Below are 25,408 nucleotides of genomic sequence, written 5' to 3' on the forward strand. Positions count from 1 at the left end.
TGTAGGAGCAAGTTTACCTTGCGAGCTCTTAAAACTTTTGAAGATGCGCCGTGAAAGCCGGCGCTTATTAAGTGATTAAAGTGCTGAGCGCTGTCTTAACACTTCAAATAAACAAACACCGGTCGCAACCGATACATTTAAGCTAGACACGCTACCTACCATCGGGATCTTAACCAGCTCATCGCAATGCTCTCGAGTTAAACGGCGCATGCCATCGCCTTCGGCGCCCATTACAATGGCCATAGGCCCAGTCAGGTTTGCATCAAAAACAGCTGTATCGGTTTCACCTGCAGTACCCACAACCCACACACCGGCTTCTTTAATATCACGCAACGTACGAGCAAGATTGGTTACTTGGATAAGCGGAACCGTTTCTGCAGCGCCACACGCTACTTTTCTTGCAGTGCCGTTTAGCTTTGCAGACTTATCCTTTGGTACGATAACACCATGTACACCTGCTGCATCAGCACTACGCAGACATGCACCTAAGTTATGAGGATCGGTAACTCCGTCCAACACTAAGAAAAACGGCGTGGTTTCTCTTTGAATGATCTCATCAAGATCTTTTTCATTGTATGCGCGCGCCGCTTTAACATTGGCAATAATGCCCTGATGTTGCTCACCATTCGCTTTGTTATCAAGCGCTTTTCGCTGCATAAACTGCACTGAAATACCAAACTTACGGGCATCGTTTACGACTTGATTTAAACGCTGATCTTCACGTCCCTTTAGTGCATAAATTTCTAAAAAGCGCTCCGGCGCGTTATTCAAAATGGCTTCGATTGAATGAAAGCCAAAAATTAATTCGTTACTCACGTTAAAGCTCCCGCTTTATAATCTATTGCGCTTTTTTGCTACGATTTCTTTCGTTTTTACCTGGGCGTTTTGCTTTGCCCTTTGCCGCTTTGGCTTTTTTACTCGTCGATTTTTTCTTCGACTTCAGCGTGCCTGCCTTTTTCGCCTGTTTGAGCTCACCCTTAGGGGTCGTTCTTTTGCGCTTTTTGGCTTTGTCATCGCCTTTATTATCTTTATCGCGACCAGACGTTTCACCGTCACGGCGCTTAGCTCCCGGGATTTTACCCGTTTTTAGCTGCTCACGAACACTACTTGCTGTGCTTTTTGGCGATTTTCGACGCCTTGCATATCTGTCTTGCTGACCTTCTTCAGCTAAGGCTAAGTTGATGCGACGATCGTCCAAGCTAACTGAAGCAACCACAACAGTAAGTTTATCGCCGAGTCTAAACACCGTGCGACTATGCTCACCAATCAGACATTGCTTTGCACCATCAAAGTGGAAATACTCATGCCCTAAATTGCTCACATGGATCATTCCGTCAATCTGTAGATCGTCTAACCTCACAAATAATCCAAAGTTGGTGACCGATGAGATCACACCGGTAAATTCATCGCCAACGTGATCTTGCATAAATTCACATTTTAGCCAATCAGCGACTTCACGAGTGGCGTCATCAGCGCGGCGCTCTGTCATCGAGCACTGCTCGCCCAGTTGTTTCACTTCATCTTCATTGTAGATGTAAGCGCCACTTACTGGCTGTTGTTGCTGCTGTAAAATACCTTTGATTGCGCGGTGTACCACCAGATCCGGATAACGGCGAATAGGTGAGGTAAAGTGTGCATAGGCTTTTAATGCCAAACCAAAGTGGCCAATATTTTCTGGCTGATATACCGCTTGCTTCATTGAGCGCAGTAACATAGTTTGGATCAATTCTTTTTCAGGGCGATCTCCCAATGACTCAAGCGCTTGGGTCAACTCCTCTGGCGACGGATCGTTAGGTAATTGGCTTTCAATACCCAAGTCTTGCAAGAATTGTCTAAATTGGCTCAATCTTTCAGGATCTGGCTCATCATGAACACGGTACAAGCTATGGGCTTCGTGTTTTTCCAACAGCTTTGCTGCTGACACATTCGCCAAGATCATGCACTCTTCAATGAGTTTGTGGGCGTCGTTACGAACCACAGGCACGATAGAGTCAATCTTCCGATGAGCATTAAATACAAAGCGCGTTTCTAGGGTTTCAAACTCAATTGCACCACGCTCCTGCCTTGCAGCCTTCAGCGCCATATACATGTTATGGAGCTCAGTTAGATGAGGCACAAGAGGCTGATAATCCGCTCTGAGCTTTTCGTCACCTTGTAAAATCGCATGGACTTTGGTGTAAGTAAGACGAGCGTGAGAGTTCATCACAGCTTCGTAAAAACGGTAGCCAGACAAACGACCCGCTTCGGACACGGTCATTTCCGCAACCATACATAAACGGTCTACCTTCGGATTCAATGAACATAAACCGTTCGATAGCACCTTAGGTAGCATTGGCACAACTTGCTCAGGAAAATACACTGAGTTACCACGCTCAATCGCTTCTTTGTCAAGCGCAGTGCCTTTGCCGACATAATGAGACACATCCGCAATAGCAACCCATAAACGCCAACCTCCTGACTTTTTACGCTCGCAATATACGGCATCATCAAAGTCACGGGCATCTTCACCATCTATGGTCACTAACGGTAAATCGCGCAGGTCAACTCGGCCTTGTTTGGCTGACTCTTCAACAAACTCACCAAGATTTGCAACTTGTGCTTCTACTTCACTTGGCCACTCATGAGGAATGTCATGATTGCGAAGTGCCACCTCAATTTCCATACCCGGTGCCATATGATCGCCGAGCACCTCAAGTACTTTACCCATTGCATTCATTTGTTTGCTAGGGCTTTGAGTGATCTCTACCTGCACCATTTGATTATGGCGAGCACCATTTTCTTGACCAGGTACGATGATGATATCTTGAGTAATGCGAGGGTCTTCTGGCACCACAACTGCCATGCCAAACTCAACAAAATAACGACCGACGACTGGCGCACGCTCTTTTTCAAGTACCCGCACAATGCGCGCTTCCACCTTACCACCAGAGCCTCGACTGCCAGCCTTCGCTAACACCCAATCGCCATGCAGCACACGCTCCATTTGATACTTAGTGATAAACCAATCTTTGGGTTCGCCTTCCACTTCTAAAAAGCCAAAACCATCACGATGTCCAACAACGCGGCCTTTGACTAGACCATCATCACTTGGAATGGTGTAACACTTAAATTTATTGAAGTGCAGCTGACCGTCTCGCTCCATTGCGCGCAAGCGGCGTTTAAGCGCAATTTGACGTTCTTCGTCTTGCACTTTTAAATCGTTACACAATTGAGAGAAAGAAGGTGGTTTGGCCGCGCTTTTAATGTGTTCTAAGATAAATTCGCGACTAGGTACTGGATTGTCGTATTTTTGCTGTTCTCTATCGAGATAGGGATCCTGTTTTGGCATTACTGTCTTGTTAAATAAGCTATGCTGTTATTTTAACCCAAAATAGCCTAATGACCTAGGCCAAGATCGATGAATCTTTTTATGCAGATAGATTAACCACTGAATTTGATACCGACTCCAGTGTTGTAATTTGAGCATGAAGTTCTAATAAACGCTCAACTGAGCGTCTAGCAACCATAGCGAGAGCGTCCCAATCAACTTGCTCTTCCGAGTAACTTAGCTGCGCAGTTGCTGCTTGAACAAGCTCGGCAAAATTCACCATGCCAAGCTCCAGTGCTTCATTTTCAATGTAGGCAAGCTTATCAACGGCTAAGTCAGTTACATTCAACTCTGTGAGTCCTTTAATTTGCGCAATTTCGTACTCAAATCGATCTGCTAAATACATCAATTTCGTCGCCAGCACACCTGAACTTTCACGGTTTGCGAGATCCATAAATTTTGATTGTTCAATCAGAGTCTTACATTCCAAGCGAGACGTTGTTTTTACAGTCGCACATTCCAGTGCCGCATATAAACGGCTTGGCATGATAGGCTTAGTTAAACAGTCCTGCATGCCAGCTCGGAGGCATCGCCTTTTCAACTCAGGATCGCCATCACCCGTTAACGCTATCACCTTAACGCTGGAGGTAAAGCCAATTTCGTTGAAGCCCTCTTTAAACCACTCAAGACCATTTCCATCTGGCAGTCGCATGTCCAACAAAATAATATCGAAATTGTGTTCTAATAGCGCGACCTCAGCTTCTGCGAGGCACTTAGCAATAGAAAACTCACTCACCATATCGTTTAAATAGGTGCTGATCACATCAATATTCATGGCGTTATCTTCAACAACAAGCACATTGAGTGCTAGCTTCTCTGTATTAAATTCCGTGCTCTGTAACGGTGAATCACTACACTGGCAATCTAACTCAAAGCTAAACACAGTGCCATTGCCAAGCTTGCTGTCGACGTTAAGCTCAGAGTCTAGCCCTTGCAGCAGTTGCTTGCATAACGCCAACCCAAATCCTGCACTTTGCGAGATGGATTGTTCGGTATTTAATGTGACAAAGGGTTCGAAGATCTTTTCCATTTGTACTTCAGTCAGTCCTTTGCCTGTATCCTTAATTGCAAAGCGGATAGTTTGCTTATCCTCAGCGCGACTTGTACCTTCAAGGATCAGCGTAATAATACCTTTATCTGTGTACTTAATCGCGTTCGAGAGCAGATTTCTAAGTACCAAAGACAATGTATCTTGCTCGACGACATGAACGTCCTGTGGATACAGGCCTTTAACCTCGACCCTCAAACTCAACCCTTTAGCCAATGCCAGCGGCTGTAAGAGGCGAACTAACTCTTGCGAAAGACTATAAAGCGAGACAGGCACGCGATTTTGCGCCGCATATTCCCCTTTCGCTTGCAATAATACTTGATTGGCTAAGTCTGACATCGACATCGCGGCGTGGACGATAACATCGCATAATTGAGCATGGCGATTGGGCTCACGTGGCACTTTTTTAAGTGATTCTGCGTGACCCACAATGGCGTTTAGTGGTGTTCTCAGTTCATGACTTAATAACGTTAAAAATTGTCCTTTTACTTGCGCTGACTGCTCAGCAGCAGTTTTTAACAGGCAGAGTTCTTTTTCACGACGGCTGCTACATAACAGGCATAAAGAAAAACACAACAGCAGCGGCATCGTGCTCACAGAGACAGCAAAAAACTGATTAACCCAATTTGCCGAAACAAGGCTGTCTGTCACTGAATAGCCGCCAAGCATGACTACTCTAAAAGTAAACACGGCCAGTAAACTCAAGCACGATAGACCAAACGCCCAATGTGCTGCACTAAATTCCTTCGATAATAACTTTTGTCCTTTATTCAAAGCCCGTAGACAATAAATCATCGCCATCGCCCAGACTAAGTAGTTGATCCCGACGCGAGCGATAAAATTAAAATCCACGTACAAAAAGTAAGTAAAACTCGGAATGCCCAATGCGGCTAATACATACCAAGGCATGTAATTGCTTTTCACACTAAAAAACGCATCAACACCACGAGCCAGATAAAAAAGTCCAAATGCGATAGTGAGATTGGGAATAAAAATTGAGAACGTAATGGGAAGCGTATAGGCGGCCAACAAGCCACATCCAATTGCGGTAAGCGCAATGAAAATAAGCCAATCTCGAGTGCCTGGTAGGCCTTTATTAATAAACCAGTTTACGGCCATAAAAACTGTACAGACCACAGTCGTTATTGCGGTAACTTGAATAAGTAATTTAGGATCCATTATTGCACTCAAAATTAATACATTATTATTACTTAGCGGATGGTGCAGTATATTACCGCACAGCATGATTTTGAAGTATTAACTGGATATATGCTATTACACCGAGTTACAGCCACCCTTTTTGCTTAGCAATTCTTGCTGCATCTACTCGGTTTGTCGCATGTAATTTTGCGATAGCGTCAGATAAATAATTCCTCACAGTTCCCTCACTCAAAAATAGCTGCCCTGCGATTTCAGCGGTTTTTAACCCTTCACTAGCCAAACGTAACGCTTTTCGCTCCTTATCTGTAAGTGGATCAGCATCTTCCAAAGCGTACAAAGCAAGCTCTGGGTCAATAACCTTATATCCATTCATGACCTTTTTCAGCGTTGATAGCAAGTACTCACTTGGGGCTTCTTTTAATACAAAACCATTTACCCCTAAAGTGATCGCGCGGCGAATATAACCCGCCTTAGAAAAGGTCGTCATGATAACCACTTTTGTGTCTGGCATTTTTTGTTGTAAGTGCTGAGCAAGTTCAAGACCAGTGACTTGTGGCATTTCAATATCCGTTAGCACGATATCAGGCGTTAACTTTGCTAACTTTTCCTTTGCAACTTGACCATTTTCAGCCTCGCCAACCACTTCAATCTCTCTATCTAAGCTCAATAATGCCGCGATAGCTCCTCTTACTAATGCTTGATCTTCAACAATAAAAACTTTGATCATCCTACTTCCCCTAGTACCGCCTTAAAGTATCCGCCCTGTTCAGTGTGATAAAATAATTGGCCACCACATTCTTTCAGTCTGGTACGGATCCCCATTAAACCATTTCCTTCTTTTATGGACTTTATAGAGCCATTATCTTTAATTTCTACAAAGACATTATTGTCAGTTTGTCGTAGTTTGAAGCAAACCTTATCCGCGTCGCTGTGACGAATAATGTTGGTGCATATTTCTTTAGCAAAAAAGCACAAACAGGCTTCGCTTACTTTATCTAAAGTGACCGCCTGCAATTCTAGAGTTACGGCAATGCCCTTATCTTTTAGCCTCGATGCCAAAATGTGCAGCTGAGCATCAAGCGCTAGCTGATGGTAGCCGGTGACGGCTTGGCGCACTTCGCTTAGTGCTTCTCTCGCTAAGTCTGCAACCTGCTGCGCTTCTGATTGCGCTTGATCTAATGCATTTGCAGCAGCAAATTTACTCGCCAGCTCTGCTTTTAATGCTATCGAGCTGAGTGAATGACCAAGTAAATCATGTAGGTCGCGCGCTATACGCTCCCGCTCAGCCACGGCGCCTAATCGCTTAATTTCCTCTTCACTTTGCCTCTGCAACTCCTGATGTACTCGCTCTCGGTGTGACATCCAACCAAAAATAAAGAGTCCACATGCCACACATAGAGCTGGCATCAAGAAATAAACCGTTTGCTGGGTCGCGATAAATTTAGCCGTTAGCAATACCAGCGCAATGATGATTAGCATCGCAATGATTTTATAGCGAGGCAGAAAATTAAAACCGCAGAAAAAAGCAATAAAGCCAAATAATGAACTCGTCCCAGTCGTCACCCAACTACCCGCGACACAAAGCCCAGCCATCAGCACTAAATTCATCACCAACGCATTGCCCGTTTTTGTAATACTCTGCCAATAGAGCACGACAAAGCTAAAGTAAACAACAACTTGTAACGCAATATTAACTACACTCAATTGCGCCCAATTAAATATCAATGGGAAAAAATAAAAGGTTGAAAATATAAGGGGTCCGGCATTCCAAAATGAGCGCCGTTTCTCAACTAGGGTAAATTCTGTGGTTATGGACACAAGCTTCTCTGGTTCACTCTTTTTATTATTATTTACGTTTAAGCGCAGAATGTTGAGTGACAAGTGTCAACAATCTTGTCATCTCAAAGCGATTAAATGATAGACTGCTAAAAAACAGTTCTAATACTCAATATGCGCCCACAACAATCCGCTTTGCTCTCGCTCCATAGTGCCGTTTTATTATTTGGTGGAACAGCATTATTTTCAAAATTAATTTCACTCTCAGCACTGGATATCACCGTTTACCGTACCGCCGTTGCTTTCGTTGTGCTACTCCTCTTACTCAAAATACAACGGCAGCCGATAAAATTAAGACATAAAAAAGATTATCTAACGGCTTTAGTTCTTGGTGTCATCGTGGGACTCCATTGGGTGACTTACTTTGCAGGCATGCAGATGGCGGGAATTGCAGTTGGGATCATTGCCTTTTTCACCTACCCCGTGATCACCGTTTTTTTAGAGCCACTTTTCACTCGCAGCCGTGTACAGCTAAAAGATTTTATCAGTGCGAGCGCGGTGTTATTTGGTATCTATCTGTTAGTACCAGAAGCGAACCTTGGCAACCAAGTTACCTTGGGGATTATTACCGGCGTATTCTCGGGCGCACTCTTTGCGCTACGCAACTTGCTCCAAAAGCGCTTCTTTTCTCACTATAGCGGCCCACACACAATGCTTTATCAAACGCTTGTTGCATGCCTCATGCTGTTAGCATTTGTGGAAGTGCCAATTCAGCAAGTATCCACAGAAAACATCTGGTTAATCTTGCTTGCAGGAGCAATATTTACGGCAATTCCACACGCCTTGTTTGCCTCTAGCCTACGTTATTTATCTGCCACCACTGCAGGGTTAATTTCTTGTTTACAGCCATTGTATGGAACGCTATTAGCTTATATTCTGTTACACGAGACGTTGACACTTACAACATTACTTGGCGGGTTGTTGGTCGTTAGTGCAGCCTGTTTTGAAACTTGGTCTATTACAAGGAAAAAAGCATGATTCAAGTCTTAGCGCACCGTGGAGCCAGTGGCAGCTATCCAGAAAATACACTTGCTGCAATAGAAGCGGCTCTCCATATTGGCGTTGATGGTATTGAGTTGGATGTGCAAAGTTGCGCGGATGATTACGCCATTATCCACGACACTTGGCTAGACAGAACCACCAACGGCGTGGGTAGAGTCAATGAACAAACTCAAGCCTACCTTGCCACGCTTGATGCCGGTAAAGGGCAATCAATTCCCACCTTGCAGCAAGTATTCGCCACGATAGGCAAACAGACAGATATCAATTTAGAACTGAAGCATACCTTTGGCCTAGATAAATTCGTTACCTATATTGAAGAACATATTCAGCAAGGCGTGATCACCAGAGAGCAGCTACTCATCTCCTCTTTTGACCATCATCAACTATTGTGGCTAAAGCAAAAATTACCTTGGGTAAGAATTGGCGCGTTAACCGCTTCGATCCCAATTCATTATGCGCAATTTGCCGAATCGCTCCATGCCTACAGTATTCATATGGACAAAAACTTTATTAATCATGAATATGTGTTGGACGCAAAATCTCGCGGATTAAAGGTATTTGCTTATACGGTCGATAAACAACAAGACATAGATATGATGCTAGATTTCGGGGTAGATGGTATTTTCACCAACTTTCCATGCCAAACCAAAATGTATTTACAGGGCATTGGCGCCTACGCCACCCCAATTGAGTAACTGCTTGATCGCTTTAGCATTGTTATTCCATTTAGCTCATCTATACTGAGACAAATAAAGTGGCACAATGATGAGCCCAATATGAGTTTATATATGCGCATTTATAATTTTTTAGAAGAGACGTTTTTCTTTACCCTAACACGCAAAATTGTTGGCAATTTAGGCTTTTTACTTCTCTTTCAAGCAATTAGTTTATTTTGGTTGTATTCGGAGCTATCCCAATCTGGCGCGAATATGGGGCTATTTTGGCTGATCACCATTGTGATTGTTGCTGCGTTTGCGTTTACCGTCTTCTATATGCGCTTTTTAATCGTGCGACCTGTACAAGCGATGAAAGAGTCATTGGAGCGTGTTAACCGCCAAGACGGTAACTTAGATGCGAAACTGCCACAATTCACTTATGACGAATTTAGAGATTTAAGCGAGCAGTACAACACCTTTACCACCCACCTTAGTCTCTTATTGGAAAAAACATACGAAAGTGCCGCTGCGGCGACACAAAGCAACCGCGATATCACCAGCTCCATGCAAAGTACCGCAAAGTATGGACAGCAGCAGCTGAGCCAAGGTGACACGATTATTGCCGCTTCCGATCAGGTCAGTCACAGTTTACAAAGTATTGTGCACAATACCGATCAGGTTTATCAGGCCAACACTGAAAGCTTGCACTTTGTTCGCGGTTCATCACAGTCGTTAACTAAGCTTGTCGCTGAAGTAAAACAAATCACCACGCTACTAGGTAACTTCTCATCGACGGTTTCAGGCCTGAAAGAAAATAGTGAGAATATTCGCAACATTCTAAAAATGGTTGAAGAGTTTTCTGACCAAACCAACTTGCTTGCGCTCAATGCAGCAATTGAAGCAGCTCGAGCAGGTGAAGCCGGGCGTGGCTTTGCAGTGGTTGCCGATGAAGTTCGTGCGCTGTCGGTCAAGGTTAATGCGGCCACCCGCCAGATCAGCGATTTTATCAATCAAATGAACGTGCTAGTCGGTGAAACCAATCAAGAATCAGAACAATTGATTTCTCATTCAAGCTCAGCAGAGAAAGCCATCAGCGATACCTCTCAAGGCTTTATTTCGATGAGTGATGACTTTGAACGCAATCAAGCGCAATTAGAAGAAATCGTTAGTGCGGTACACCAACTTGAAGAAACGCAAAAACATACCCACCAAGCAGTGCAACAAATTGTCGAACTGGGTCAGCAATCTAAATCACAAATTGATGGCGCGTTAGCTGAATGCCAAAGTGCCCAAAAGCTCACAGAAACCACTCAAAAAGAACTTACTCGCTTTGTTTCGCGGCGCTAAGCCCGCGAAACATCAAATGTGAGCACTTCGCTGATACTCGCTTTGTTTAGCGCCAGCATGACTAGCCTATCTATTCCCAGTGCAACACCAGCACAATCGGGGACGCCTGCGTCAAGTGCAGCCAATAACCGCTCATCAGCCGGCACTGGATGCAATCCCATCTCAGCTCTGAGTTGGTTATCTTGCTCAAAACGCGCTCTTTGCTCTACTGCATCCGTCAATTCGTTAAATCCGTTGGCGAGTTCCATGTTGCGGTAATAGAGCTCAAAACGCCCTGCAACGCGATTGTCTTTCGGGTTAAGTTTTGCCAGTGCCGCTTGCGATGCCGGAAAGTGATAAACAAAACAAGGTTGCTGCTGACCGATTTTAGGCTCAATTTCCATGCAAAATAGCAATTGCAGTAAAGTATCTGGATTATTCTCGATAGCTGCAATATCACCATAACCGTATTTATTGGCGTGCGCTTTCAATTCCGTCAGCGACACGCTTAAAGGGTCAAATCCAAGATGGGTCTCAAAGGCTTGCTGGTAAGTCATCGAATCACTAGCTGGACAGTCCAATAACATCTGCATCAACTCATCGATTTCTGCCATTAAGTCAAATTCGTCAAAGCCCGGACGATACCACTCTAACATCGTAAATTCTGGATTGTGATGACGCCCTGACTCTTCGTTACGAAAAGCCTTACATAATTGAAAAATCGCACCACTACCCGCGGCAAGTAGTCTTTTCATCGCATACTCAGGTGACGTTTGTAAAAATAAAGGCAAACCTTGGCTGTGATTTGGGCCAACAAATCGAGTATGGAAAGTATCTAAGTGAGGATCGGTCACTGAGGCTTGAGAAAGGCTTGGCGTGTCGACTTCCATCACATCACGAGCAGCAAAAAAGTGCCGTATCTTCGCTAAAATCGCAGCCCTTTGCCTAAGCGTCTCTATCGTTGCACTTGGCTGCCAATTGTTCACCGTCATTGTTTACTCCAAAAAAATCCCAGCAACATGCTGGGATTTATAAAACATCGTAAATTGCTTTACGCTATTATTTTACGCGGCTTACGTATTCGCCACTACGCGTATCAACTTTGATCACTTCACCAATTTGAACGAACAAAGGAACACGAACAACAGCACCTGTGCTCAGCGTTGCTGGCTTACCACCAGTACCCGCAGTGTCGCCTTTCAGGCCTGGATCGGTTTCAGTGATCTCAAGCTCAACAAAGTTAGGTGGTGTTACTGCGATTGGGTTACCATTCCACAGTGTGATAGTACAAACGTCATTTTCAACCAACCATTTTACGCTATCGCCAAGTGCTTTTTCATCAGCTGCGATCTGCTCAAATGTTTCGTTGTTCATGAAATGCCAGAACTCACCATCAGTGTATAAATACGCTAGATCAGTATCCATTACGTCTGCGCCTTCCACTGAGTCGCCAGACTTAAATGTTTTCTCTAGTACTTTACCTGAGATAAGCTTACGGATTTTAACGCGGTTAAACGCTTGTCCTTTACCAGGCTTGACCATTTCATTTTCTAAGATAGAACAAGGCTCGCCGTCCATCATAATTTTTAGGCCGCCCTTGAACTCGTTGGTGCTATAATTCGCCATCGTATCCTCTAATCTACGTATATTCGAGTAATTAACCTGCTAATGATACAAATAAATGAAGTAAATTTGCAGACTAACTGGCAAAAAGAATTAGCAAATGTTGTCACTGACCCACAAGAGCTACTCAACATCTTGGGGTTGCATGACCAGTTTGATGCACGAGACTTTGCAGCTAAGCGCTTGTTTCCTATGCGAGTACCTCGCCCATTTATCGCTAAAATGCGCCACGGAGATCGTCATGATCCCTTGCTATTACAAGTGTTACCTGTACATCAGGAATATTTAACTGAAGCGGGATTTAGTAAAGATCCACTCGAAGAACAAGACGCGCCTGTACCTGGTTTGTTACATAAGTACCGCTCTAGGGTATTACTCATGCTCAAAACTGGTTGTGCGGTCAACTGCCGCTACTGTTTTCGACGCCACTTCCCTTATCAGGATAATCAGGTCAACAAACGCACCTTAGAGCCTGTATTTGATTATTTGCGCGCCCATCCTGAAATCAATGAGGTGATCTTAAGTGGCGGTGATCCGCTGATGGCCAAAGATGACATGATAGCTTGGGTGCTAGAACAATTAGAGGCTATACCACAAATCAAACGTTTGCGTATTCACAGTCGCTTACCGGTAGTGATCCCAGCGAGAATAACCGAGGAATTGTGCCTACGTTTAACAAAGAGTCATTTAAAGGTAATTTTGGTAAATCACATTAATCATGCAAATGAAATCGATGATACCTTTAAAGCCGCAATGCAAAGGCTTAAACAAGCCAATGTGACTTTGCTAAACCAAGCTGTGCTACTTAAAGGAATTAATAACGATGTTGCGGCCCAAGCTCAACTGAGTGAAGCCCTGTTCGATGCAGATATACTGCCTTATTATTTACATTTACTCGATAAGGTAGAAGGCGCTAGTCATTTTGATGTAGAAGAGCGTGAAGCCAAGGCGATAATGGCTGAGCTTTTAGAAGTGCTGCCGGGATTCTTGGTGCCCAAATTGGTGCGAGAAATTGGTGGTCAGCCAAGCAAAACGCCGATTGACTTAAATTTACTAGACTAAAATAGCAAAAAATCGGTGCTAATGACCCTAGCACCGATTGCTTTGCACATATCTATCGGACATGCCGAAGACAACGTGCCATCAGACATAAGCTTACGCATATGTATTGATGTTGTTGCCTAGCGTTGCTGTCACTGATTTAGCTGGCGTTTGTGCTGCTGCACTGCTGCCCGCAGATTCAATTAAAGCAAGCGCGGCTTGTCCATCTGCTTTCTGTTGCTTTTTTGCCAAAACGGCGCTGTATACTTCACCGCTTTGACCAGCTCCAGACATAGCAGGTAGGTTACTTCCGGAAATATTCATAAGTGATTACCTGACTTTTTGATGGATCAAATTGGTTATCGGCGTATAAATTTAAACCTTTAGGATAAATTACGAGATAAATTTCCAATTCCTTTGTACTACTTATAAAAGGGTAGATTTACACCTGACATTTGTAAATGAAACCCTTAAAATAAGCGCTTTTAGTAGGGCGATTAGGACTGACCATGCAAGCCGTTATCGAAAAACTCAATGAAAATCTCAAGATCATATACCGCCAAGCACTAGATGCGGATAAAAAACTCGATGAATTGCAGCAGCAAGGTCATGGTAAGTTTAAAGCGCTATTTACAGAAGAAGCGGGGTTTACGTTTGAAGCAAAACGCTTTAAACCTTATGTTTTAGATGTTGCAGCCGACGTTGAAGGCCTATCGACAACTGAAGAAATTGACGAGCAAAAACTCGCACTGGTTGTGAAAAAGCTACAATCCTTATTACAGCTACTGGCTACATTTAAATAGCCAACTAGCTAACCAAACACGCAGCTTAGCCGCTGCGTGTAAGCTTATCTCAAGGCTAATGCCGGTTAATTAACTAACTTTCTTCATTAAGTCATCTTCAAACCAGTCAGTTAAAAGACGCTTTTCATAATAAAAAGCTTCGTCCATGCCTCTTTTTATTCTATCCATGAACGACATATCTTTTAAGGTCACGCTATTTTCCTCTGCGATGGTTTTACCTGACTTATCTGTTAACTTATAGCTAATTTCAAAACGGGGGAAATGGATTGGTTTAATCACCCGAATATCAGTGGTACCGTAATGAACATCACCAGCAAGGTCTATCTCATCAAAGGTAATTGCGAGCTTGTAGCCCTCGGGTAATTTAGTCGCTAATTCTTCTAGGTGCTTCTGTAGTTGCTTTTCAACCCGTTTATGAAATGAACCTCGGGTTTCATTACCTGGTTTAACATCGCGATACTCTTTAAAGTCCTTCCAAGTCACAGCGACCTCACCTGCATTGACAAACAAGGGAGTCATAAATAAAGCAAGTATTGCAATTTGTGTTTTCATCTTTGGATCTCCTTCAAACTCTACCATCACCTTACTCCTTCATTGTGCGAAGTAAAGCAAGATCACACCCTTTTACGCAGTGTGACATTTGACTACATTTACATAACCAACCTAAAGCTGTACACAAAAGTTAGTTAGCTAACTGAATGAAAAACTAAGTTCACTAATACTATTCCACCCTAGAGCAGTGCTTTCTCAAAAGCAATGTAGGTTTTCGGGGCTATTAAAAACAAAGTTAAAGCACTCTTAAGGAATCACAATTGCTAGCGTTCAAGTTAGCTTATAGTTAGTAAGACCGAAATTAGGGTAAATCGTTCTCAAACGGATGTAATCAAAGTCCTCAGGATTAAGTAGAGCGCTGTATGGTGAACTGCTCGGTGCATCACCTGTAAATGCAGCAATAGACACAGACTCGTCAGATACTTGTTTCTCTTTGGTATCTCTTTAACCTGATTAGGTTCTGGCTTCTTTTTTACGGGCGCAGCAAGCAGTTGTGTAGGTGTTGATGTATTCGTTGTTGACGCTGAATGGATATTAAAATGAATAGTCATAAAAGCACATTTTTTACAACAAATGGGCGTTTAATCAATACCCCAAAAATGATGAAGCTTTAGCAAATTAAAGACATAAAAAAACCCTAACATCAAACTGTTAGGGTTTTTCTAAAGCGTGTAGTGCTTAGGAGATGATGTTTATTACATCATGCCGCCCATGCCACCCATTCCGCCCATGCCGCCCATATCTGGACCAGCAGCTTCTTCTTTTGGAATTTCAGCAACCATCGCTTCAGTGGTGATCATTAGACCAGCAACTGATGCTGCGAACTGAAGTGCAGAACGCGTTACTTTAGTTGGGTCTAGGATACCCATTTCGATCATGTCGCTGTATTCGCCAGTTGCAGCGTTGTAACCGTAGTTACCTTCGCCAGCTTTAACTGCGTTAACCACAACTGATGCTTCGTCACCTGCGTTTGAAACGATTTGACGAAGTGGTGCTTCCATCGCACGAAGTGCCACTTTAATACCATGGTTTTGGTCTTCGTTGTCACCAGTTAGCGATTCAAGCTTGCTCGCAACGCGAACTAGCGCAACACCACCACCAGGTACTACACCTTCTTCAACCGCTGCGCGAGTTGCGTGTAGCGCATCTTCTACGCGGTCTTTTTTCTCTTTCATTTCAACTTCAGTTGCTGCGCCAACTTTGATTACTGCTACACCGCCTGCAAGTTTTGCCATGCGCTCTTGTAGTTTCTCTTTGTCGTAGTCAGAAGTTGCTTCTTCGATTTGTGCTTTGATCTGAGATACGCGACCATCGATTGCTTCTTGCTCGCCAGCACCGTCGATGATAGTTGTATCATCTTTAGTGATAACCACGCGCTTAGCTGTACCTAAGTCCTCAACCGTAGCTTTCTCAAGCTCAAGGCCAATTTCTTCAGAGATAACCGTACCACCAGTTAGTGTCGCGATATCTTGTAGCATCGCTTTACGACGGTCACCAAAGCCAGGCGCTTTAACCGCAGCAACTTTCACGATACCACGCATGTTGTTTACAACCAGAGTTGCCAGCGCTTCACCTTCAAGGTCTTCAGCAATGATTAGTAGCGGCTTGCTTGTTTTAGCAACAGCTTCTAGTGTAGGTAGAAGTTCACGAATGTTAGAGATCTTCTTGTCTACTAGAAGGATATGTGGGTTATCTAGCTCAACTTGGCCTTTTTCAGCGTTGTTGATGAAGTACGGAGAAAGGTAACCACGGTCAAACTGCATACCTTCAACTACATCTAATTCGTTCTGTAGTGATTGGCCTTCTTCTACAGTGATAACACCAGACTCGCGACCTACTTTTTCCATTGCTTCTGCAATGATGTCACCAATCTCTTTATCAGAGTTAGCTGAAATCGTACCAACTTGTGCAATCGCTTTTGCGTCTGAACAAGGCACTGAAAGCGTTTTTAACTCTTCAACAGCAGCGATAACTGCTTTGTCGATACCACGCTTAAGGTCCATTGGGTTCATACCCGCAGCAACTGACTTAAGACCTTCGTTCACGATAGCTTGCGCAAGAACCGTTGCAGTTGTAGTACCGTCACCCGCTGCGTCATTAGCTTTAGACGCAACTTCTTTAACCATTTGTGCGCCCATGTTCTCGAACTTATCTTCAAGCTCGATCTCTTTCGCAACAGATACACCGTCTTTAGTGATAGTTGGTGCGCCGAATGACTTTTCTAAAACAACGTTACGGCCTTTAGGACCTAGTGTTACTTTTACTGCGTCTGCTAGTACGTTTACGCCTTTTAGCATTTTTGTACGAGCGTCACCTGCAAAACGAACTTCTTTAGCTGCCATGTTATAAATTCCTCTTAAATTCTGTTGTCGATTAAACTAAAAAGTATTAATTATTCTACGATGCCTAAGATGTTATCTTCGCGCATGATCAGGTACTCTTGACCTTCGATCTTTTCAGTTTTTTCGATGTAAGAGCCGAACAACACTGTGTCGCCAGCTTTTACTTGTAGTGCTTTAGTTTCACCATTGTCCAACACGCGGCCGTTGCCTACTGCAACTACTTCACCACGTGAAGACTTTTCAGCTGCAGAACCAGTTAACACAATGCCGCCAGCTGACTTTGTTTCTTCTTCAAGACGCTTAACAATGACGCGATCATGTAAAGGACGAATGTTCATTTATATAGTTCTCCTAACAGTTTCTGAACAATGACAGAAATAATGCTTTTTTTAAGGCGGTGTTACATCCACAGGTTGTGGTTAACACACGCAATTTTAATTGCTTTCATTTATGGGGATGGGCAAATTAAAACCCAAGAGAAAAAACCAAAAAAATTTAGTCTTTTCTTTCGTATTCACCTTCAATCGTTGTTGAAGAATTTCTACCCGATTGATTTTTAAATGGATCTCTAATTTCTTCCTGCTGATCCGCACGCTCGTCGCGTGATTGATTAGCAAACGGTGACTGACCTGAGTGCATGCCTGTTTGCACTCTTACGGTGGCATGGGCTAAAAGCGACTGCGCCAGCTTTTTTCTGACGGCTGGGGTTAACAGTAAAAAGCCTAATACATCGGTCATGATCCCAGGCGTCATCAATAGCACGCCGGCAATAATCACACACAAACCGGTAAATAAATCTTGTGCAGGCAATTGCCCACGAGACATCTGTTGCTGCACGTTGACATAAGCGCCAAGACCCTGCTGTTTCACTAGTCTTGCCCCTAAAATAGCGGTACCAATTACAAGCGCAATGGTAGCAAAACCGCCTATCACCTCGCTGACTTGGATCAGCAAAGCAATTTCAATAATCGGAATAGCGATAAATAAAATAAATAAGAATCTAAACATACTTTCTCCAAATCTACGAAAGATAAATATGGGTGCAAAGGTCTTAATTCAAGCGATACAAGTAAGACGCTTTAGAAAAGAGGCGCTATCCGCTAAGATGCCATTACTAACCCTAAAATGGAAATGGCAATGGGCGTAAGATATAAACTCGTCTTATCTACATGCGATTCAGTTGCAGAAGCGCGTAAGATTGCAACGCAACTTGTAGAGCAAAAACTTGCAGCTTGTGTGAACCTAATCCCAGCAGTGGAATCTATTTATGTTTGGGAAGGTCAGGTTGAACATGCACAAGAAACCAAGCTGTTAATCAAGACAAAATCCGAAAAACTAGAGCAAGTGATGGCCGCGATTCGTGAACTACACAGTTATGATGTTCCAGAAATTCAAGTCGTGGACGTAACCAGCGGCAACTTAGCTTATTTCAAATGGATGGACGAGGTATTATTGTAATGCGACTCTTAGTAGTTCTTTTCTCATTGCTGATGTGGTTTCCCGCGCAAGCAAACAATGCAGTGCTAGACAGCTTACTGGCTCCTAAACAACAAACTTTTTTACCAGTAAAAGAAGCATTCAAGTTCGATTTTGACCAACAAGGCAACACCTTGTTTGTGGGTTGGGACATCGCCGACGGCTATTACTTATATAAGAAGAATCTTCAAATTATCGCCAAACAAGCCGACATCCAAGTGCCGGAGCTTGAGCAAGGAAAGATGATTGAAGATGAGTTTTTTGGTCGCACTGAAGTCTACTTTAATAACTTATCTGTTATCTCTAAGCTCAGTAATATCGAGCAAGGTGCAATCGTAAAAATACGCTATCAGGGCTGCGCCGAAGCTGGACTTTGCTATCCGCCAGAAATTGTTGAAGTGCCGCTAAGCACGATTGCCGGAGAAAAGCCAAAGACCACCTCAACCAAAGCTCCTGAAACAAAAGTACCAAAGACAAAAGCAGAAGTTCAAAGCGAAAGCGCGCCTGTGGATGACGATAATTTGTCTTTCACTGAGCAGTTAATGCAGCGCAGCTTACTTGCGAATATTTTGACGTTCTTTGGCCTTGGTATTGGCCTTGCCTTTACCCCTTGTGTATTCCCGATGTTCCCGATTTTGTCGAGCCTCATTGCTGGTCAACAAGGTCTATCGACTAAAAAAGCCTTCAGTCTATCTTTTGTCTATGTGCAAGGTATGGCGGTCACTTACGCTACGCTTGGGTTAGTCGTTGCGTATTTCGGTGGCCAAATTCAAGGCTACTTGCAGCATCCAGCGGTACTTATCAGCTTTAGTATATTGTTCGTCGCACTCGCGCTATCTATGTTTGGGGTTTACGAAATTCGTTTACCTAGCGGCATGATGGATAAACTCACTCAGCTCAGTAACAAACAAAAAGGCGGCAATTACTGGGGCGTATTCATTATGGGTGTGCTTTCTGGACTTATTGCATCGCCTTGCACCACAGCTCCACTTTCTGGCGCGCTATTATTTGTCGCGCAAAGTGGTGATTATGTTGTGGGCGCGGTAACGCTATACGCACTTAGCTTGGGCATGGGCCTACCGCTATTACTGCTAGGTACCTCAGGTGGAAAATTACTACCAAAAGCAGGAGGCTGGATGGATCAGGTCAAAACGCTATTTGGTTTTGTGATGCTCTTCGTACCGCTTATCCTTTTAGAGCGCATACTTGATGCGACAGTGATTATCTCACTTGCCGGTGGCCTCGCCGTAGCGACAGCACTCTATTTGCATTATTGGCAAAGCCAATTACAGGCAGGCAAAGGTAAAACCACATTATGGGGCTTTGCGATCACCCTGTTTATTGTTGGCTTATATGCATTAAAAACAAACCTGTTTCCAGCACCTGCAGCTGTTGTAAGTACTGCATCGACTCAAACCGAGACCGTTACCGGAGAGCAGAAGTTTAAGTTACTACCTGACTTAGCCGCGCTTAAAGTCGCCGTTGCTGAGGCCAATGCTAAAGGCAAAGTGCCTATCGTTGATTTATACGCAGAGTGGTGTGTTGCGTGTAAAGAGTTTGAAAAATACACTTTCCCGAAACCTGAAGTACAAGCACAGTTCAAAGATTATGAGCTATTAAAGCTCGACTTGACCAAGGCCAATGACAACACCCAAGAGATCATGGAAGCATTTACGGTGTTTGGTTTACCGACTATTTTAATCTTTGATAGCCAAGGTAATGAGATGCCAGCACACCGCATCACAGGCTTTTTAGACGCAAAAGACTTTGCTGCCCACCTAGAAAAGGCCAAGCAGGACGCAAAGTAACCATTTTAGGGGCAAGCTTGTTTGCCCCTCTTCCCTTCTGATTAGACCAGTATTTTGCTGCTATTTACCTCGAACTCTCTATAATACTCCACGAAATGGAGAAATATTTGCTATTTGCTGGAATTCGGCTTAAGTTAACAAGCCATACAGTCTAAATTTTTGGCTAATGCTTTAGTTAAAGGAAGTTCGCGTAATATGTCTGCAAAATTAAAGATTTTATTAGTAAACGGCCCTAATTTAAATATGCTAGGTCGCCGTGAGCCGCACAAGTACGGCACGCAGACTCTCAACGAAATTGTTGACGCATTAACTGAATATGCAGAAGCACAGCAAGTCAGCTTGTCACACATTCAAAGTAATAGTGAAGCGCAGCTAATCGAGGCTATTCACGCTCAATATGAACAATGCGATGCGATTATCATTAATCCCGCCGCATTTACCCATACGAGCATTGCCCTTCGAGACGCTTTACTCAGTGTGGACATCCCTTTTTATGAAGTACACATCACCAATGTGTACGCCAGAGAGCCATTTCGTCACAAGTCTTATTTTTCTGATGTGGCGGAAGGCGTGATATGTGGATTAGGCGCGTTGGGCTATCGTGCTGCATTTGATGCAGCGTTAGCGCAATTGCGAAAACAAAATAACTCAAATTAACTAACAGGCGGGTCATTGTATGGATATTCGCAAGATCAAAAAACTTATCGAGCTAGTAGAAGAATCAGGTATTGCAGAGCTAGAAATCACTGAAGGTGAAGAGTCAGTACGTATCAATCGCCACAGCAGTGCTCCAGTTTATGCGCAACCTCAACAATACATGGCAGCTCCAGCGGCACCTGCACCAGCAGCACCAGCGGCGGCTCCTGCAGCAGTAGAAGCAGCACCAGCAGAAAGCAGCGCACCAGCAGGTCACCAAGTTAAGTCTCCTATGGTTGGTACTTTCTACACAGCTTCTTCTCCAACAGCAGCGGCATACGTTGAAGTAGGTTCAAAAGTAAATGTTGGCGACACACTTTGTATCGTTGAAGCCATGAAGATGATGAACCAGATCGAATCAGACAAAGCTGGTGTAGTGAAAGCAATCCTAGTTGAAAACGGTGAGCCAGTAGAATTCGACCAACCGCTATTCATCATCGAATAATTACGCAGAAGGTCAACGTTATGTTAGATAAAGTAGTCATTGCAAACCGAGGTGAAATTGCACTTCGCGTATTGCGTGCCTGCAAGGAGCTAGGTATTAAGACGGTTGCTGTGCACTCAACAGCTGACCGCGACCTAAAACACGTTCTTCTTGCGGATGAAACCATTTGTATCGGTAAACCTGCGGCAAGCGAAAGCTACCTTGATATTCCTCGTATTATCGCGGCAGCCGAAGTCACAGACGCGGTTGCTATTCACCCAGGTTACGGTTTCCTTTCTGAAAATGCCGACTTTGCTGACCAAGTTGAGCAAAGTGGCTTTATCTTTATCGGTCCAAAGGGCGACACGATCCGCCTAATGGGTGATAAAGTATCAGCAATTGAAGCGATGAGAAAAGCAGGCGTACCTTGCGTGCCAGGTTCTGATGGTCCATTGACCGATGACAACGACCGCAATACGCAGATCGCTAAGCGTATCGGCTACCCAGTTATCATCAAAGCGGCTGGCGGCGGCGGTGGTCGTGGTATGCGTGTAGTTCGCAACGAAAAAGAACTCGCGAACTCTATCGCCTTAACACAACAAGAAGCGAAGCAGTTCTTCGGTAACGGCATGGTTTACATGGAAAAATTCCTAGAAAACCCACGCCACATCGAAGTACAAGTACTCGCTGACGGTCAAGGCAATGCAATCCACCTAGGTGAGCGCGACTGTTCAATGCAGCGTCGTCACCAAAAAGTAGTGGAAGAAGCTCCTGCACCAGGGATCACAGCAGAAATGCGTAAGTACATTGGTGATCGCTGTACTCGTGCGTGTATCGAGATTGGTTATCGCGGCGCAGGTACGTTTGAATTCTTATACGAAAACGGCGAGTTCTACTTCATTGAAATGAACACCCGTATTCAGGTTGAGCACCCAGTAACTGAAATGGTCACTGGCGTAGACTTAATCAAAGAGCAACTTAAGATTGCTGCTGGTCAACCGCTTTCTATCACACAAGAAGACGTGGTGATCCGTGGTCACGCAATCGAGTGCCGTATTAACGCAGAAGATCCAGAAAACTTTATCCCTTCACCGGGTAAAATTACACGCTTCCACCCTGCAGGTGGCCTTGGGATCCGTTGGGACAGCCATATTTACGCTGATTACACAGTACCGCCACATTACGACTCAATGATCGGTAAGTTAATCACTTATGGTGAGAACCGTGATGTTGCGATCGCTCGTGCTAAAAACGCACTGAATGAGCTAGTGATTGACGGGATTAAAACCAATACCCCGCTTCACAAGAAGATCTTGTCAGACGAGAACTTCCAAAACGGTGGCACGAATATCCACTACCTAGAGAAAAAACTAGGCATGCACCAATAACCTAATTCGTTCTCCTAAAAGAGGCCGGCCAATTGCCGGCTTCTTTTATCTCTGCCCTACTTCCAACGAACGTTACTGCTTGCTCATCTTGTGTTTACAGCAAAAATCCAACCCGAATTCTAAGAGACTCTATTTTTTTCACTGCAAAACCAGACCAGTACTTACCTCACCATTTTACTGATCCGCACAGCTCAACACCCTAACCGCTACAACATTGGCTTATTATTGAGCGATCAATCCATTCGCCCCGACTTTTTCACGTTTTAATAGTGACAAGCCTGTTAAAAATTTTTATACTGCCTGCGCTTTCAGTGATTTACCTTTAAATTACTATAGCAAATGGCCCTATAGCTCAGTTGGGCGAATCAAGACCGAAGCAGCGCTTCGCAGCTTGATGAGGTGGAGGCAGGACGCCGACAGGATATTGCTTCATGGATGAATTTAATGAGCACTTACAATACAAAATGGCCCTATAGCTCAGTTGGTTAGAGCGCACGACTCATAATCGTTAGGTCCCTGGTTCGAGTCCAGGTGGGGCCACCATTTTCTTACCTTACGTCTTTTGCACTCTTTTTAACGTACTACTGAAATCAATATTCAAAAGCTTATTTGATTGCAAACTATAAAGATATTGGCTCCTTAGCCCTAAACTTTAAAGTTGCACAGCTTTAATCCAAAGCAGGTACAAACACAACTTTCAATCCATATCATAAAATATTGAAACCTAGTAACTAGAGCGCCTGATGACTCTAACCTCTACCCACTTGAACTCCATTCATCTAACGCTGGCTAAACTCTAAGTATTTATATCCACATCACGTACCAATACACATAGCGGTTGCAGTAATTAGATAGTTGCCAAAACCAGAAAAATCAAAAAGTTGCATGAAGTTACATTTACCTTATATTGAAACTGAATAAAAAACAAACACAACTGTAAAGGAAAGACTATGGTTACATTCAACACTCGACTGCTTGCGATGGCATTGGCTTGTAGTTCCACTTCTGTTTTGGCTACTCAGGTATTTTATGATCAGGATGGTGCGGGAGATCATTCGCAGTATCAGGGCGCACCTGTCGATTTTATCTCAGCTCGTGCAGGCACAACTGAGTACTTTAATGCGCTCACGGGCGGCTTAGCGGTGGATAAATGCCATCAATTTGAAGTGGTTAATACACAAACCGGCGATTTGATTGCTCCTCTCACATTCAACGCGCCCTTTATTTCTGGCCCACTACCTGCGGAGCATAAGCTGACAGAAAAGTCGGTTAAACTCAGCTGCACCTTACCCTCAGGTGAAGAAGCAATTGTTTATCACAAGATACCCAAGGCTCCCGCCGTTGTATGGCACAGTGAAATCACGGTGGCTGACTGGCAAACGCCGAGCAATGGCCCAGGATATTTTGCAAATGTTCAATATACTGGCTTGATTAATATTAATAACAACTCGCATCAAGGCCAGTGCCGTAAAACCAATTATGTCAGTGGTAACCCCGAATTTTTCAATGAAAGACATCAAGGTGGATTTTATAGTGATGTCTTGAATGTTGTGGGTGAGGCTAAATACAGTGGTTTTTATAAGGTACTGGTGACAGAATTAATCTGTAAAAACTCGGGCGGTACAACTCGCCTTGTCGAAACTTGGCATATAAATCAAAATTCGCAATCTCGTGAGCTTTCTTCCGAGCTATTTTAAACACAAAAATAGTGCAGCCTAGCTGCACTTACTTTACTGAAGCTTAGCTCACACAAATTCCGTATTTGGGCAAAATATCATCAATGACACAGAGGCGATGCTTTTTGGCTGCATCGTGAAAATACTTCCAGTTAGAAGTTAAGAATTCACTGCGAAATGAATAGCTATCGTCGTCACCTTTAGCACGGGTTGTACCTAGCGCTTGGTGTTTCCAAGACCCCTCACCTTTTGCAATGTAAGTTAGGGTATAACTTCCAAGTCCAAACCGGTTAGCTTCAATGGCGTCAAGCCACAGTTGATGACGTTCTTCACCATCATCCATATCAAATTCAGCAAAGCATTGCGCTATTTCTTGCTTTAATGATTCACTCAAGCCACTGATAACCTCGCCTCGATAGTCTTGATAGACTTTGCAAAGCTCATCGGCTGCGATTAGAAAATCGCTTGGATTATCTCGCACCACTTTTTCGCCCAATCCGTTGATGTAGCTCCACTGCTGATGAGGCTGATCAGGATGAGAAAGCGCCTGCCCATGCCCTAAACTTGGAATATCATCTTGAACAACATTTAAAAAGTATTCTCTAATTCGCTCGCGCCAAGTCTCTTCTGCTTCACCATTCAAGTCCGTTATTTCAGTCACTTCATTAACTTTATGCTGTATGCCAGCAAATCCCTGATGGCCCCAAGTATCAATAAAGACATGAGAGGTGATACCAAGGCGGTGCAGTCCATAAGGCCTATGCTTATCTGCAATACACTCAGCGACCATATCTTTTGCTACATGAGAATGTGGCTTACACACTAGCTTTTGAATAAAGGTGCCCGATGGATTTTGCCCAGCAGGTAAACCGCCATTACCCGGTAGGAAATGAAAAGGTACCCACACTTTCATATTCTTTAAGCTGTCTAGGCTTTTATAATCGAGCATCCTGTGGGCGGTTGCGATGCGCTCATAAGCGGCACCGTTATCAAACTTGATGTGACCATAGTTTGTTGCATCGTCTACGTATTGTGCCGCGTAAGCAATAATTTCAGCCTCTTGGTCGGTGAACCCCGCCGCGCGTGCGACCACCCATGTCATACCATGATGTAAATCAATTTGCATTTTTCGTTGTCCTTCTCTTTTCCTTTATCGCCACAGTGTAGTCCGTGACACTGAAAA

General features: G+C 43.9%; 24 protein-coding genes and 1 tRNA gene. 12 read left to right on the forward strand and 13 right to left on the reverse strand.

From position 1 onward, the window contains the following. Window positions 1–75 precede the first annotated feature (75 nt). The 5 genes from rlmB to A587_RS0108180 all read right to left on the reverse strand — a co-directional run bounded on the left by rlmB (window position 76) and on the right by A587_RS0108180 (window position 7,280). Entirely contained in the window at window positions 76–816 is a 741-nt protein-coding gene (gene rlmB / locus A587_RS0108160) for a 23S rRNA (guanosine(2251)-2'-O)-methyltransferase RlmB (RefSeq protein WP_010368698.1), read from the reverse strand. A 22-nt stretch (window positions 817–838) separates the two neighbouring features. Continuing rightward, the gene (gene rnr / locus A587_RS0108165; protein WP_010368700.1) at window positions 839–3,328 is read right to left on the reverse strand and encodes a ribonuclease R; all 2,490 of its coding nucleotides are present in this window, start codon (window positions 3,326–3,328) and stop codon (window positions 839–841) included. 79 nt (window positions 3,329–3,407) lie between these two features. Beyond that, window positions 3,408–5,594 (reverse strand): ATP-binding protein, encoded by a 2,187-nt coding sequence (locus tag A587_RS0108170; RefSeq protein WP_017217193.1) that lies wholly within the window; start codon window positions 5,592–5,594, stop codon window positions 3,408–3,410. A gap of 106 nt (window positions 5,595–5,700) precedes the next feature. Further along, window positions 5,701–6,303 (reverse strand): response regulator transcription factor, encoded by a 603-nt coding sequence (locus A587_RS0108175; RefSeq protein WP_010605828.1) that lies wholly within the window; start codon window positions 6,301–6,303, stop codon window positions 5,701–5,703. Then, a complete protein-coding gene (locus A587_RS0108180) occupies window positions 6,300–7,280 on the reverse strand; it encodes a sensor histidine kinase (protein ID WP_232288034.1) in 981 nt (326 codons plus the stop codon). Before A587_RS0108180 ends, A587_RS0108175 begins: the two co-directional genes overlap by 4 nt. Window positions 7,281–7,526: 246 nt before the next feature. On the opposite strand from A587_RS0108180, the gene A587_RS0108185 reads away from it, so the two are divergent. The 3 genes from A587_RS0108185 to A587_RS0108195 all read left to right on the forward strand — a co-directional run bounded on the left by A587_RS0108185 (window position 7,527) and on the right by A587_RS0108195 (window position 10,417). Next, the gene (locus tag A587_RS0108185) at window positions 7,527–8,390 is read left to right on the forward strand and encodes a DMT family transporter (protein WP_017217195.1); all 864 of its coding nucleotides are present in this window, start codon (window positions 7,527–7,529) and stop codon (window positions 8,388–8,390) included. Beyond that, window positions 8,387–9,109, forward strand: coding sequence for a glycerophosphodiester phosphodiesterase (locus A587_RS0108190; protein WP_017217196.1), 723 nt, complete (start codon window positions 8,387–8,389; stop codon window positions 9,107–9,109). Before A587_RS0108185 ends, A587_RS0108190 begins: the two co-directional genes overlap by 4 nt. A 93-nt stretch (window positions 9,110–9,202) precedes the next feature. Continuing rightward, entirely contained in the window at window positions 9,203–10,417 is a 1,215-nt protein-coding gene (locus tag A587_RS0108195) for a methyl-accepting chemotaxis protein (protein ID WP_017217197.1), read from the forward strand. On the opposite strand, the gene epmA is transcribed toward A587_RS0108195, so the two are convergent. Beyond that, entirely contained in the window at window positions 10,414–11,388 is a 975-nt protein-coding gene (gene epmA / locus A587_RS0108200; protein ID WP_017217198.1) for an elongation factor P--(R)-beta-lysine ligase, read from the reverse strand. The genes A587_RS0108195 and epmA overlap by 4 nt on opposite strands. 67 nt (window positions 11,389–11,455) lie before the next feature. Then, entirely contained in the window at window positions 11,456–12,022 is a 567-nt protein-coding gene (efp, locus tag A587_RS0108205; RefSeq protein WP_017217199.1) for an elongation factor P, read from the reverse strand. A gap of 42 nt (window positions 12,023–12,064) precedes the next feature. On the opposite strand from efp, the gene epmB reads away from it, so the two are divergent. Further along, complete coding sequence (epmB, locus tag A587_RS0108210) at window positions 12,065–13,081, forward strand: EF-P beta-lysylation protein EpmB (RefSeq protein WP_026000921.1); 1,017 nt, start codon at window positions 12,065–12,067, stop codon at window positions 13,079–13,081. A 93-nt stretch (window positions 13,082–13,174) separates the two neighbouring features. On the opposite strand, the gene A587_RS0108215 is transcribed toward epmB, so the two are convergent. Continuing rightward, window positions 13,175–13,384 (reverse strand): hypothetical protein, encoded by a 210-nt coding sequence (locus tag A587_RS0108215; RefSeq protein WP_010368721.1) that lies wholly within the window; start codon window positions 13,382–13,384, stop codon window positions 13,175–13,177. Window positions 13,385–13,569: 185 nt separating this feature from the next. Between A587_RS0108215 and A587_RS0108220 the strand changes: the two genes are divergently transcribed. Next, window positions 13,570–13,863, forward strand: a complete 294-nt coding sequence (locus tag A587_RS0108220) for a hypothetical protein (RefSeq protein ID WP_010605837.1) — start codon at window positions 13,570–13,572, stop codon at window positions 13,861–13,863. A gap of 69 nt (window positions 13,864–13,932) precedes the next feature. Here A587_RS0108220 and A587_RS0108225 read toward each other — a convergent pair whose 3' ends face one another. The 4 genes from A587_RS0108225 to A587_RS0108240 all read right to left on the reverse strand — a co-directional run bounded on the left by A587_RS0108225 (window position 13,933) and on the right by A587_RS0108240 (window position 17,765). Beyond that, a complete protein-coding gene (locus A587_RS0108225) occupies window positions 13,933–14,442 on the reverse strand; it encodes a DUF3016 domain-containing protein (protein WP_017217201.1) in 510 nt (169 codons plus the stop codon). A gap of 668 nt (window positions 14,443–15,110) precedes the next feature. Then, window positions 15,111–16,757 carry a chaperonin GroEL gene (groL, locus tag A587_RS0108230; protein WP_017217202.1) on the reverse strand — a complete coding sequence of 549 codons (1,647 nt, stop codon included), beginning with the start codon at window positions 16,755–16,757 and terminating at the stop codon, window positions 15,111–15,113. Window positions 16,758–16,807: 50 nt separating this feature from the next. After that, window positions 16,808–17,095: a co-chaperone GroES gene (locus A587_RS0108235; RefSeq protein WP_010368755.1), complete on the reverse strand. Its 288-nt coding sequence runs from the start codon at window positions 17,093–17,095 to the stop codon at window positions 16,808–16,810. A gap of 157 nt (window positions 17,096–17,252) precedes the next feature. Beyond that, the gene (locus A587_RS0108240) at window positions 17,253–17,765 is read right to left on the reverse strand and encodes an FxsA family protein (protein WP_017217203.1); all 513 of its coding nucleotides are present in this window, start codon (window positions 17,763–17,765) and stop codon (window positions 17,253–17,255) included. Between the two features lie 129 nt (window positions 17,766–17,894). On the opposite strand from A587_RS0108240, the gene cutA reads away from it, so the two are divergent. The 7 genes from cutA (at window position 17,895) to A587_RS0108280 (ending at window position 24,246) form a co-directional block, all read left to right on the forward strand. Further along, entirely contained in the window at window positions 17,895–18,215 is a 321-nt protein-coding gene (gene cutA / locus A587_RS0108250) for a divalent-cation tolerance protein CutA (RefSeq protein ID WP_017217205.1), read from the forward strand. Then, window positions 18,215–20,041 (forward strand): protein-disulfide reductase DsbD, encoded by a 1,827-nt coding sequence (locus tag A587_RS0108255; RefSeq protein ID WP_017217206.1) that lies wholly within the window; start codon window positions 18,215–18,217, stop codon window positions 20,039–20,041. Before cutA ends, A587_RS0108255 begins: the two co-directional genes overlap by 1 nt. Before the next feature lie 195 nt (window positions 20,042–20,236). After that, window positions 20,237–20,698, forward strand: a complete 462-nt coding sequence (gene aroQ, locus A587_RS0108260; protein WP_010368763.1) for a type II 3-dehydroquinate dehydratase — start codon at window positions 20,237–20,239, stop codon at window positions 20,696–20,698. 19 nt (window positions 20,699–20,717) lie between these two features. Further along, window positions 20,718–21,182: an acetyl-CoA carboxylase biotin carboxyl carrier protein gene (gene accB, locus A587_RS0108265; RefSeq protein WP_017217207.1), complete on the forward strand. Its 465-nt coding sequence runs from the start codon at window positions 20,718–20,720 to the stop codon at window positions 21,180–21,182. 20 nt (window positions 21,183–21,202) lie between these two features. Continuing rightward, window positions 21,203–22,549 (forward strand): acetyl-CoA carboxylase biotin carboxylase subunit, encoded by a 1,347-nt coding sequence (gene accC / locus A587_RS0108270; protein WP_010368767.1) that lies wholly within the window; start codon window positions 21,203–21,205, stop codon window positions 22,547–22,549. A 466-nt stretch (window positions 22,550–23,015) separates the two neighbouring features. After that, window positions 23,016–23,092 (forward strand) — tRNA-Ile (locus tag A587_RS0108275). A 407-nt stretch (window positions 23,093–23,499) separates the two neighbouring features. Beyond that, window positions 23,500–24,246: a hypothetical protein gene (locus A587_RS0108280; RefSeq protein WP_017217208.1), complete on the forward strand. Its 747-nt coding sequence runs from the start codon at window positions 23,500–23,502 to the stop codon at window positions 24,244–24,246. A gap of 43 nt (window positions 24,247–24,289) precedes the next feature. Here the strand turns inward: A587_RS0108280 and A587_RS0108285 are convergent, their stop codons facing one another. Continuing rightward, entirely contained in the window at window positions 24,290–25,351 is a 1,062-nt protein-coding gene (locus tag A587_RS0108285; protein ID WP_017217209.1) for a DUF6765 family protein, read from the reverse strand. Window positions 25,352–25,408: the final 57 nt, after the last annotated feature.

The organism is Pseudoalteromonas sp. NJ631, from assembly GCF_000276645.1.
GTDB classification, from domain to species: Bacteria; Pseudomonadota; Gammaproteobacteria; order Enterobacterales; family Alteromonadaceae; genus Pseudoalteromonas; species Pseudoalteromonas piscicida.